Genomic DNA, 12,184 nt, shown 5'->3' on the forward strand with positions numbered 1-12,184 from the left:
CATCCTCGTCCACACCATGCCCCGGCAGACTCGGGCCACGTAACAACATTTTGACAAGGCTCCTGTGAGTTGGGTTTCTTTGCTTTGTAATACTCACCTGCGCAAGAGCGATGAAAATATGTATTTGGTTCTCCAACGTCCACTCGATGCACTGTACGGCATGTCGCACTCCTTGCAACACTCTATATCCTCGACTCGTTCTTCTATTAGTGCTCTGCGCATGTTGATATATTTCTCTCCTCTCCAGATATCCATTATGGTCTGCCTATAAATGTTACCAAGGACCGTTTTTCCTTCTGTGTTTCGTCCACAGGCTACCACGTCACCATCCCATGTGACATGGAAGGATGTCCAAGGATATGGGCACAATTTGTAATGATTCGGGCTATTGCCCTTACTGCCATTCTTCAGGTGCCCACCAAAATTATGGAATTTCCTGGACCAAAACTGAATATTGGGTGGTAAGTCGCGCGGAAATAATGCTCGCATCTTGGCCAGCGAACCCACATCATCTACCTCACCGGAGAAGTGGGTAATATCAACGATCTCCAGACGGATTGAGGGGTTATCTTTCGCTTTCGAGATAAGATAGCGTAGGTTTTCTAGAACGATCTCGAAATCGCCCTCTCGACCCCGAATTTCATCAAAAATGCGAGGTTCACTAGCGAAGTCAACGGCAGCAAGAAAGCTAAATTTCGACAATCTATCAGTAACAGTGGGGGTAAGCAATTTCCCATTAGAGGAGAATCTCGGCATCATCCCTAGCTCATTTCCAATTTCTATAAAGTCGGGAAAGGCTTTATTCATCAGCGGCTCGCCGTCAAGGCAAATGGACACAGTCCTGTTGCCATGTTTGAGTTCCTTAATGCTCTTGAGGAAGAAGTAAAAATTGGCCGCAGTTAAATTTCCGACAGGTCTAATATCCTTATGCGTCGGGCTACTCTGAGGACAAAAGGCACACTTGAAATTGCACTTGTTAGTCGCCTCTATTGAGAATTGAAATGGAGGGCCAAGGGGCCTTAAAGTCTTGAGTTTGTATGAAACACCAAGTTGGGCTAGGCGGTAAATTTTTTCAAAGATCATGTTTTTAGGCTCGCTTGAGGTCTACGGGTAATGTAAAAAAAAGGTTCTTCGCTGTTTCAAGTGGGTTGAGGGAACTTGAGCTTGCCAGCAATGAGGTATGCCATGGCAATCAGGTTGTTCGGATTCCGGTAGCCTCTCGCTTTGGCCTTAGCCACCTGGATGAGGCTGTTGATCCCTTCCAGAAAGCCGTTGGTCAGTCGTGAGTCGAAGTAGCTCAGGATTCCCCGCCAGTGTTCTTTGATGGCTTTGGCCAGCTTGACGATTCGATCGACCTTGCTGCGGACCGCTCTGCGGTACCAGCGCTTGAGAAGAATCTCCGCTTCCTGGCGGTTCTCGACGAAGTAGACGAATTGCAGGCCCAGTTTGAGGATGTACGCTTTGATGCTCCCCAGGTCGAATCGGGTCAGGCTGCGCAGCCGCTGCTCCTGCTCCTTTGTCAGCCGGTCGGGGTTTTTCAGGAATAGATAGCGAGTCTTGCGCAACTCTTCGGGAAACTGACGGGCCTCTTCAGCGCTGATCTTGCCCAGCACGTCGTTCATCATCTTGATGACGTGAAACTGATCGAATGTCAGTACCGCCTTGGGGAAATTGTCCTGCAGCCCCTTGATGAAGGACTTTGACATGTCGATGCAGGCGTCGGTGATGTTTTCCGTGCTGCCGCCATGGGCTTCGAGGTCAGCCACAAAACGTTCCACAGTCGTATGGTCTTTGCCATGGGCGCCGAACAGTAGTTTGCGCGCGTCCATGTCGAAGAAGAAGGTGACGTAGTCATGGCCCCGTCTAGCGCTGGTTTCATCCGCACCAAGGCGCGTCACGCCGGAGAAATCTTCCGCGTCACGGGCAGATTCAACATAGCTACAGATGATGCGCCACAGCCGGGTATCGTGGGCCTGAAGCAACTGAGCGATGGCATTGACCGCCATCTGGCGGGCCAGGGCCATCACCAGAGCTTCAAACAGCAGGGTGAACCCGGAGCCGGCCCGAACCCAGGGAGCCGCCACTTGCTTGACTCCGCAGTCCTGATTGGGACATTTGGTCCGCGGCACCCGGGCCGTCAGGTAGGTTTCATACTGGAAGAAGCTCAGGTGCCGCCAAGCCTTCTCGGTAGTGTCGTGAACGGGAGCAGCAGTCCCGCAGACGGGGCAGGCAAACTGGGCTCCTCGTGGAAAGTCGATGCGAATGTCGAGTCGCTTGTTCTCCTGGGAAAACTCGACACCCACGACTTTCCAGGGAGGGGAAATTCCAAGAGCAACAGCAAAGAGCGCTTCAGGATTCATGGTAAAAGCAAAACCTCCGGGCATGGTATGATAGTTACACTCTCATACCATTACCCACACGAAATAGCGATGAGCCAAAAAAATTCGCTTTTTCTGACAGTGTCTCTCCTCTCCTGTAAACAATCGACTTCATTTGTTATTCCAGCAAATGACCCTGAGTACGTCGATATTCAGATATCGTCTTTGTTCCAACTTGGTTCCGGGAATATGTTTGAGCCGGGCCGCACAATACATCAGTGGTGAATGGCCATTATGAAACGTACGACTCTTGTTCTTCGTCGAATCACTTTCATGATCTGCTCAAAAGCATTTATAAATCACATTTCGCCTCATAAAACGTCTCAACCACTTTTTTCATTGTCTTTTTCTGGTCGAATAAATCCAAAGCCATTTGTGACGGCTTAAATGGTTTCTTAGTTATTGAAAGGGCAAAGTCGTAAGCTTTATCTAACCATTCTTCATCCTCAATGTCTACTACATACAATCTTGACCTCATGCATGAAGGGAGGTTTTCAATCCATGGATTATAGGTTACTGCAACACAGCATCCACAGAATATCGCTTCATATACACTTCTTGGTGATGAGTCGCTTTTAGGTATAGATATAGCTAGTGCTGTTGAGGTCAGCAACTCATACATTTGCCCCCTTGAAAGTCGACCTAAGTCTGAATCACCAGGATCTAATTTTGACATAATAATTCGTTTATAATCGTCTGCCCAAAATGGATAGATAAAAGATATCGACGGTTTCATTTTAGAGGCATCACGAGCCTCAAGTATTGCTTCTATACGGTATAGTGGAACAATGGCTCTGATTGAAAGAACCTTAGATCGTTTTGTATTTTTAGTTTGCAGGCCTTTAATGGCAGAAACGTCTATTCCATTTTGGATTACAATAGCTTTCTTGCCACATAGATCATAAATTTTGTTTTTTAAATTTTCAGAATCGACAAGAATATGGCTAGCAGCCATCAATGACTTAATAGCAAAATACCTGTAAACGGATGACTTGTCTGACCGCACTAACACTTCACTACCTAGTGGCGTACCTATGAATTTGATCCGAGCTAGCCAACACAAAAGCATATAATACATTGAATGTGCGTGATATATGGCTTTCGGGTATTTTTTACGTATGTCGTTGATTTTAACAACCTGAATAGGAATAAAAATAAATTTTATAAAATTTCTCCACAAATTACCTGCACTCGTTTGCCTATCGAACAAAAGCCAATCAATATTATATAAATCGATCAACCTATCGTCTTCTCGCACAATTTTAAGATAACTTTCGCTGTCGATTAAATCTGTTGCCAATAATACATTTTTATTATTACAAATATTTTTTATAGTTCTGTACCAATCGATCGCATGATAACTACGTGCGTTACCAACAATAATTATTTCTTTTTCTTGCAAACCACGTACTCCTATATTACTCGGTCGATCATTCATAACGTTGGTTCTTCGCTGTTTCAAGTGGGTTGAGGGAACTTGAGCTTGCCAGCAATGAGGTATGCCATGGCAATCAGGTTGTTCGGATTCCGGTAGCCTCTCGCTTTGGCCTTAGCCACCTGGATGAGGCTGTTGATCCCTTCCAGAAAGCCGTTGGTCAGTCGTGAGTCGAAGTAGCTCAGGATTCCCCGCCAGTGTTCTTTGATGGCTTTGGCCAGCTTGACGATTCGATCGACCTTGCTGCGGACCGCTCTGCGGTACCAGCGCTTGAGAAGAATCTCCGCTTCCTGGCGGTTCTCGACGAAGTAGACGAATTGCAGGCCCAGTTTGAGGATGTACGCTTTGATGCTCCCCAGGTCGAATCGGGTCAGGCTGCGCAGCCGCTGCTCCTGCTCCTTTGTCAGCCGGTCGGGGTTTTTCAGGAATAGATAGCGAGTCTTGCGCAACTCTTCGGGAAACTGACGGGCCTCTTCAGCGCTGATCTTGCCCAGCACGTCGTTCATCATCTTGATGACGTGAAACTGATCGAATGTCAGTACCGCCTTGGGGAAATTGTCCTGCAGCCCCTTGATGAAGGACTTTGACATGTCGATGCAGGCGTCGGTGATGTTTTCCGTGCTGCCGCCATGGGCTTCGAGGTCAGCCACAAAACGTTCCACAGTCGTATGGTCTTTGCCATGGGCGCCGAACAGTAGTTTGCGCGCGTCCATGTCGAAGAAGAAGGTGACGTAGTCATGGCCCCGTCTAGCGCTGGTTTCATCCGCACCAAGGCGCGTCACGCCGGAGAAATCTTCCGCGTCACGGGCAGATTCAACATAGCTACAGATGATGCGCCACAGCCGGGTATCGTGGGCCTGAAGCAACTGAGCGATGGCATTGACCGCCATCTGGCGGGCCAGGGCCATCACCAGAGCTTCAAACAGCAGGGTGAACCCGGAGCCGGCCCGAACCCAGGGAGCCGCCACTTGCTTGACTCCGCAGTCCTGATTGGGACATTTGGTCCGCGGCACCCGGGCCGTCAGGTAGGTTTCATACTGGAAGAAGCTCAGGTGCCGCCAAGCCTTCTCGGTAGTGTCGTGAACGGGAGCAGCAGTCCCGCAGACGGGGCAGGCAAACTGGGCTCCTCGTGGAAAGTCGATGCGAATGTCGAGTCGCTTGTTCTCCTGGGAAAACTCGACACCCACGACTTTCCAGGGAGGGGAAATTCCAAGAGCAACAGCAAAGAGCGCTTCAGGATTCATGGTAAAAGCAAAACCTCCGGGCATGGTATGATAGTTACACTCTCATACCATTACCCACACGAAATAGCGATGAGCCAAAGTATTAAAATAGACAAAAATGAACTTTTACCATAGGGGTTAAAAAGCAGCCATGGGCATATCATTATTATGCATCTGACAATTTTTTTTGAATAAATAAGTATAATGCCGATAAATTTCATTTTCATAAGGAAAAATCAGGAGTACTTGAACTTGAAAACCCGTAGGTGCTCACACAAGTTGTGAGCGCAAGCAAAAACCAGTAATCTGGAGAGGAAAAAGATTCTCTAAAACAACCAAAAAAAACAATGCAAACAAAAATAGATAGTAGCAATACCCCGTCCTTATTATTATTTACAATATCTACAAGGCGTTTATAATTATTCCCTAAAAATAAAATATATAAAATCAGACAAATAACTCCATAATTAGCTAAAAGGTCAAGAAAGTCACTATGCGTTCCAAGATCATGATTTAAAATAGTTTCGTAAACTTCTGATTTTGATTTATGAATATAAAGAGAATGAATTGCCCTATATTGACCAACCCCAATTCCAAGAAAGTAGTGATCTAAGGTAACTTCAACTGCATTCTTCCAAATATCGGTCCTTCCAGAACCACTATTAAGTGCCTCTTGTGAATACCTCCCAATAATATAGTCAAAGTCTGTTGCAATTATAGTATCTAAATAAGGCATTGACCAAATAGTCAAAAGAACTAGCGTAGCCAAAAGTATTATTTTTTTGCAATTTATATGTTTCCTCAAAATGCACAGAAAAGCTATTAAAAGAGCTAGCATTGCCGACCTTGAGCCTGATGCAAACAATGCATAAAAAAGAAGAACCACACTAGGCATTAATAATATTTTTATTAATAAGCGCGACCCGCCTCTAACCAAATAATGAAATATAGTTATTATAGAAATAGCACATGCCAGTCCTAAGTTGTTTGGATTACGATAGAGCCCAGAAAACCTGGGTATATATATTTTACTATCGAAAAGCAAGAATATAATAATACTCGAAATAGTACCAACGGAATACGCTAAAAGAAGTTTTTTTATCAATTCTGGCGTTACTCTCAGATTGTCCATCACTATATAAATGAAAAAACCGAATACAATTAGCACAATACTGTTAAGTGCATAGTCTAGCCTTCCTTTGCCAAAAATTATAAAAACAAAGGACGCCAATGTCCCGTACATAAAAACAATGCAGAATATTTTGACATTATTGGAAATAAATACTTTATTTCCATTAAACAATAAGGCCTTAAGAAAAACCACCAATATAATTATTCCTGCAACCCTGTACGGCTTGAATACCGACGAAAACCCAAAAACTACCTCATATAAGTATTCAAACGGCAACAAGGAGGCATAAATTACCAACAGATACTCTAAAGGTTTTTTCATTTTATTTTGGAAGGGATAAAAATGGATTTTATCCGATGATATTTAGTGCCCAGTGCAGTCCTAAGGAGCCTGGAAAAGATCTTTATCAAAGCATGCTTAATCGCCACCTGCAATGCGGCACCCGGGCCAAAATATAATTTATTGATCTGGAAGACCTCCAGTACTCCCCGAAAGGAAGTTGATGCTCCATTCAGCCGAAATTTCGCCAGTGGTGAGTTCGCCTGGGCGAATTTGATGCCATTAAGAGTTAGATGGAGGTAATATTCATAGTCGGCAGAAACCTCAAAGTCTGTGCAATACAGTCCAAAGTCGCTATATATGTTTTTTGATATGTACCACGTTGGGTGAAGAAAATTTGGAAAAATCTTACTTGTCCTAGCCAAATGCCACGTACAGTCATATTGTCCATGCTTGTCAATGATAACAAGATCACTATATAGGGCAAAATGTTTTGATTTATTTTTATCATAATACTGACAAGCCATTTTTATTGAATCCTTTACAAGCAAATCATCAGCATTAACCAGCTTGATTAGCTCTCCCCTAGAAAGATATATTCCTTTATTGAACGCGTCGTAAATACCCTTGTCTTCTTGACTTAACCAGAGATCAATGTGCTCTTCATATCTTCTAATTATATCAAGCGTTCCGTCTTTAGAACCAGCATCTATAATTAAGTACTCAATTTCGTCAGTCTTCTGCGAGATGACGCTTTTAATAGCGTCTTCCAGAAATTTCACTCCATTATAAACTACAGTAATGATACTTAATTTTTTTTTAAACTTATCTTTAGAAGATTTACTGCCTTTGACTCTTTGGCCGCCTATTTCATAGAAAGGACAGCAAAGCGTATCTGAATAATCGCCTATTGTCTTACGATTGAAATTTCTAGCCGTATCATTGTTCATGTCTTTATTGATTCTCTACTGTGTCCACTTTAAATACAATGATTCGTTTCAATTTTCCACTTAACTAATAAAACCAGGCGAATTCAATTGCATTTATAAGACACGGCAATATTATATTACGTGGAGCCTTATTAAATTTACACTAATGCCACTCGAGTTATTTTAGACCTAAAAGTAAATATTTCGTTAAATATATTCAGTCATAAAGAATTGATTCATAGAGTTCTATATATTTTTTTGCTATAATTTTGGTTTCAAACTTTTCTTTGGCTCTTACGCTTGACTTATTCCATCCACCCTGCTGGTTATAGTTTTTTTCTAGCCCCCACACTATACCAATAGCCAAATCTTCTTCATCGAAAGCGCGAGCAATATAACCTGTTTCACGATGCTCTACTATATCTTCAACGCCTGTGTCTTTGAAGCATACAACAGGTGTTCCACATGATAATGCCTCTAATGCAGTGAGCCCAAAAGCCTCCTGTAGCGAAGGGACGACCATAACATCTGCAGCAGAATACAAACAAGCGAGGCTCACGTCGTCTTTTACAAAACCGACATCATGTATTTTTGTTCTTACATTTAAAGGTTCATCAGTAGATGATCTTCCAAAAATGACTAACTCAAAATCATTCAACCCTTTTTCTCGCAACAAGTCTGTTGCACATTTTAAATGCTCATAACCTTTGCGCTTATCAACGGTAGCATTAACGGCTCCAAAAAGGATTAATTTTTTTTTCTCAGGTAAATTCCAAGCCTTTCTAGACACCTTCTTATCTATTGGCTTGAATACAGTTGTATCGACGCAATTTGGGATAACCGTAATATTGTGTCTACCGAAAAGTGAACTCTCTCTAGCTTTTCTGGCTATCCAACCACTAACAGCCACAACATGTATTTTTAAACTTCCCAAAATCTTTATTTTGCGCTTCTGATTCCAATAAGATAAATCAAACTTCGAGTTACTATTCAGAACTGGGCATCTACCACAGGTGCTTGAAAATTTTCCGCAAAAATTATCGTAATGACATCCACCCGTAAAGGGCCACATATCGTGTAAAACCCAAACAATGGGCTTATCAATTTTTGCCAACTGGTTGATACTCAAAAAACCATCTGTTATCCAATGTACATTTATAATGTCCGCATCAGCAATGTAGCTTTTATTGATTGAGTTACCAATCCAGCCAATTGAAAATTTTCCTAGTCTATTTCGCGCAGAAATACATACTGGAACATTATCTATCTTATTTGTTGCTAAATTATAAAATTTTACGAACGGATTGTTAGTACTACAAATCGGTTCGTCGGGAATTACCTTATTCTTCACAACAATTTTTGAAGCAATGTCGCACTCAATAAGCCCCGAATGAATCCGCAAAGCCGCCCTGGCAGCACCACCATGGCACTCTGAGCTATTTAAATGTACTATCTTCATGCGACACCCCTTAGGAAGGGTTTAATTTTTGTCTCAAAAACCTTGCCCAATCCTGAATTGGTGTATTTGAGGTCAATGCAAAGTTCTTCTTAAATTTTTGCACAGCAGTTTGACGAATTTGATCGCCCCACCAATCATCCACCTTGGAATATATTTCATTTAGCTTTGTTGCCACCGATTCTGGACTATAATGTAATACTCCAACACGCTCGAGTTCCTCGTAAAAAGGTTTTGCAGCATCTCTTATTTTGAATAAATCAGGATTTCCAAAAATAATGGTTGGCACATTCATTGACAAGCACTCAAGAAAAGTTGTTCCTCCAAAATGGTCTAGCACCACCATCATTGCCTGACTTGCACTATCTCTGAACGAATCATTGTTATCCTGAAACTTCAAACCTGAACATTTTTTTTGTAACATCTCCTTTACTCCCCATCCAAAGTCCCGAGGATATAGCCTTATTTTGATACTGTTCCTCACCTTTCCATCAAGATTTTCCCAAAAAGCTACCTGCCAATTGAAATGTTCTAAAAATCTAGAACTAAAAGGGAGATGCGAAAGAAAATTGGCATATCTTGAGTCCAAAGTTGTTACCCACAACACCTCTTTATTCCTCTTTTTTGACTGCTTTACCTTTTTCAGGCCAAAGAGCCCTTGTGCCGGCAATGGGATCACATCTTCATCGTCACTCCACCCCCAGGAAATAAATTTATCTACGACGGACCGTTCAAATATTTCGCCATAGGAAGGTTCAGATTCTCCATAGGTACCACCATGTTGCACACCATATATTTTTGTTCCCTTTTGTGCGCATTCTGCAGCCCAAATTGAGAATGCGGTATCCCAAAGAAAACCGACACCTGTAATTATTTTTTTGGGAACATTTGAGATTAAACAAGGCTTTATACCATCTCTAATGAAAGAAAATCCTTCAAGGAACTCATAAGGTAAATTCACCCGTAGTGTAGAAAGTACTAAGCGTTCAAACTCATCATTAGTCGGCAGATTATTAAGACCTTCACGCATATCTTGGTTATTTGAGTAATCGTATTTTTTCTGTGGAAAACTATATATCGGCCAAGCTTTAAATCCGGTCAATAGGCTTAATTTAAATAAATCTTTCTTGCCGATCAATGTGACATATAGTGCCACTTCACTTTCTTTCCCATTATCAAGAATATTTTCTAAAAATCGGCTTAGTTTTGTTTTGCTAATTTTATTTGTGCCATTTGACGTGATTTCATTTTGATATTGGTCAAAAAAGTTTATTCTTCTTTCTATTGGGAAACCTAAAAATTCTGAAATTTGACCGTATAATTGAAGGTTTAAATTATCGCAAACCCGCACTTTTTCATAAAAACTCAAGGCATCATTGCAAGTAAAATATGACGACTGGTCAATAGAAATAGTACTTATACTTTCAAATCTATCCTTTGCATCTTTTAAGCATGTGTATTTATCAAACAAGGTCTGTATGTATATCGTAAGGAAATAACCAACAATTTTCCTCCAGTAGGCTTTATCTTTCTCTATCCCATGCACTTCATTAAGATATATTGAAAGGACTTTCAAAACATTTTCATATGTTTTCTGACAATATTTTATTGATTTATCCAGCCTTTCAAAATCATTCCAGGGAAATTTTATTTGTTGACAATCAGAATTTGATTGTTGGTTTGCCGTGTGTTTTTTACACCATTCACCTAAAAGAACTATGTCTTTATTTTTTGGCCATAAATCTTCTTGAGATGTCGTAGCCAAAAAATATTCTCTTTTTAAATCCATAATTACCTCTTTAAAACACAAGTAATTAAACATAATAGATTAACAGACTGTAGAGTTCTCATTTTTTTTATAATTACACTTTTTTCTACTTTATCAATTCCAAAAATAAAAATTAAAACGCTCACAAGTAGAGATAGGACAACAGCGGCAAAAACAAATCCCTGCCACGTTTCGATCACCTGAATATTCCTCCAAAAAGGTACGATTAACAAACCACCAAACCAGACAGGCCATTGCCCTTTAATAACGACTGTGCTCAGATAATTAAGCCTAGGCACATGAAGGTCCGGAAACACCACATAATAGTACATGAATACACCCAATATCCCCGCAACTATCGTTCCCCAAATCACTCCAGACAAACCGAACAAATTTACCCACCAAATACTTAGAGAGATATTTATAACCCCTGTAGTTATCGCCACCAAACCAGGCTTTTTTGAATTCCCTATTCCGGTGCATACCTCTCCCAAAAAAGCATTCGATTGCCAGAGCAACTGAAAGAAACAGGCCAACTGAGCAATCCAGACATAATCTTGATATCTACCCCCCATCCATAAACGAATAAATGGCCCGGCCAAAAAAACACCCATCACTGCAACAAAGGCTAACAACGTGTTGTGATAACGAGCACCCTTGTAAATAAACCGATCAACCCCTTCCCTCCCATTGACGGCATGCGTTTCACTAACTGCCGGCATGATTGCCGTGGCCGACAATCCCGATATCTGCTGAATCATTCTGAACGGATACACTATAACCGAATAAACCGTTATCATGACGACTGGGAGAGCCGCCCCTATGATTAGTTGATCGGATTCATACTCGAGCATGACTGCTAGTTTCCCCAGCATGAGCCAAAGACTGAAATTGAACATCCATTTAAGGACATCAAACTTAACCGTTATGAACCTAACTGACCAAAAGGGGATTTCTTGCTTAAGCCAAACAAATTGCCAAACTGCGCCTACTAATTTATCAATATTGTAAGCCACAAAGATCAAAGGCAAGGGGTGAGAGTAGATCGCCAAAAGCATGGCTAACCCAATGGCCAGTATCCGCCCACAGCCAAGGGTAAAGTTCAGCTTCTGGAAATTTTGGAGACCCCGGAAAGCTCCTTCAAGAACTAATCTCGGCCAGGCAATAATTGCGAACACACCTGCAATGTAAAACAAATTCTTCGCAGAGGCGTAGTGACTTTGCGAAATATTCAGCAACGATAAACCATCAAAACCAACAAACAAAAAGATCAAACTACAAACGACAAATCCGGCTACTGTAAACACAAAAAGGGACGAATTAATAACTTGATTAACTTTTTCCTCATCTTGCTTTGCACTAAATTCAGCAACATATTTCGTGATAGCCGCAGGCAGTCCAAAATCGAAGGCATGGAAATATCCAACCACAAGATTGGCAAGTATAAGCAGTCCGAAAGCCTCTTCCCCTACAGTGCCGATCAGCACGGGTATTGCAATGAGGTTGAGGAGTATATTGATCAATCGAAGCAAATAATTTGAAAAGGTATTGGTAATAATTTTTTTCAGCATGGAATCTTCATTT

Annotated in this window: 9 protein-coding genes; all 9 read right to left on the minus strand. The window is 41.7% G+C overall.

Translation table 11 applies throughout. The annotated features are described in order from the left end of the window. Positions 1-93: 93 nt before the first annotated feature. The 9 genes from EDC39_RS09350 to EDC39_RS09390 all read right to left on the minus strand — a co-directional run bounded on the left by EDC39_RS09350 (position 94) and on the right by EDC39_RS09390 (position 12,171). Positions 94-1,083 carry a radical SAM/SPASM domain-containing protein gene (locus tag EDC39_RS09350; RefSeq protein WP_148896114.1) on the minus strand — a complete coding sequence of 330 codons (990 nt, stop codon included), beginning with the start codon at positions 1,081-1,083 and terminating at the stop codon, positions 94-96. A gap of 56 nt (positions 1,084-1,139) precedes the next feature. Further along, complete coding sequence (locus tag EDC39_RS09355; protein WP_148896115.1) at positions 1,140-2,360, minus strand: ISL3 family transposase; 1,221 nt, start codon at positions 2,358-2,360, stop codon at positions 1,140-1,142. Positions 2,361-2,670: 310 nt separating this feature from the next. Then, a complete protein-coding gene (locus EDC39_RS09360) occupies positions 2,671-3,816 on the minus strand; it encodes a glycosyltransferase family protein (RefSeq protein WP_148896116.1) in 1,146 nt (381 codons plus the stop codon). A 20-nt stretch (positions 3,817-3,836) separates the two neighbouring features. Next, the gene (locus EDC39_RS09365; RefSeq protein ID WP_148896115.1) at positions 3,837-5,057 is read right to left on the minus strand and encodes an ISL3 family transposase; all 1,221 of its coding nucleotides are present in this window, start codon (positions 5,055-5,057) and stop codon (positions 3,837-3,839) included. Between the two features lie 202 nt (positions 5,058-5,259). Then, positions 5,260-6,360, minus strand: a complete 1,101-nt coding sequence (locus EDC39_RS09370) for an O-antigen ligase family protein (protein WP_187426732.1) — start codon at positions 6,358-6,360, stop codon at positions 5,260-5,262. Positions 6,361-6,485: 125 nt separating this feature from the next. Continuing rightward, entirely contained in the window at positions 6,486-7,397 is a 912-nt protein-coding gene (locus EDC39_RS09375; RefSeq protein ID WP_148896118.1) for a glycosyltransferase family 2 protein, read from the minus strand. A 196-nt stretch (positions 7,398-7,593) separates the two neighbouring features. Next, the gene (locus EDC39_RS09380) at positions 7,594-8,835 is read right to left on the minus strand and encodes a glycosyltransferase family 4 protein (protein WP_148896119.1); all 1,242 of its coding nucleotides are present in this window, start codon (positions 8,833-8,835) and stop codon (positions 7,594-7,596) included. Between the two features lie 10 nt (positions 8,836-8,845). Beyond that, positions 8,846-10,621: an LIC12162 family transferase gene (locus EDC39_RS09385; protein ID WP_187426733.1), complete on the minus strand. Its 1,776-nt coding sequence runs from the start codon at positions 10,619-10,621 to the stop codon at positions 8,846-8,848. Positions 10,622-10,623: 2 nt separating this feature from the next. Beyond that, positions 10,624-12,171, minus strand: coding sequence for an oligosaccharide flippase family protein (locus EDC39_RS09390; protein ID WP_148896121.1), 1,548 nt, complete (start codon positions 12,169-12,171; stop codon positions 10,624-10,626). Positions 12,172-12,184 lie beyond the last annotated feature (13 nt).

It is taken from the genome of Geothermobacter ehrlichii, assembly GCF_008124615.1.
In the GTDB taxonomy this organism is placed as follows: Bacteria; Desulfobacterota; Desulfuromonadia; order Desulfuromonadales; family Geothermobacteraceae; genus Geothermobacter; species Geothermobacter ehrlichii.

What these genes read in the sequence shown, in the direction of transcription:
- EDC39_RS09350 (WP_148896114.1), bottom strand. Translation starts at nt 1,083, where the DNA reads ATGATCTTTGAAAAAATTTACCGCCTAGCCCAACTTGGTGTTTCATAC.
- EDC39_RS09355 (WP_148896115.1), bottom strand. Translation starts at nt 2,360, where the DNA reads ATGAATCCTGAAGCGCTCTTTGCTGTTGCTCTTGGAATTTCCCCTCCC.
- EDC39_RS09360 (WP_148896116.1), bottom strand. Translation starts at nt 3,816, where the DNA reads ATGAATGATCGACCGAGTAATATAGGAGTACGTGGTTTGCAAGAAAAA.
- EDC39_RS09365 (WP_148896115.1), bottom strand. Translation starts at nt 5,057, where the DNA reads ATGAATCCTGAAGCGCTCTTTGCTGTTGCTCTTGGAATTTCCCCTCCC.
- EDC39_RS09375 (WP_148896118.1), bottom strand. Translation starts at nt 7,397, where the DNA reads ATGAACAATGATACGGCTAGAAATTTCAATCGTAAGACAATAGGCGAT.
- EDC39_RS09380 (WP_148896119.1), bottom strand. Translation starts at nt 8,835, where the DNA reads ATGAAGATAGTACATTTAAATAGCTCAGAGTGCCATGGTGGTGCTGCC.
- EDC39_RS09385 (WP_187426733.1), bottom strand. Translation starts at nt 10,621, where the DNA reads ATGGATTTAAAAAGAGAATATTTTTTGGCTACGACATCTCAAGAAGAT.
- EDC39_RS09390 (WP_148896121.1), bottom strand. Translation starts at nt 12,171, where the DNA reads ATGCTGAAAAAAATTATTACCAATACCTTTTCAAATTATTTGCTTCGA.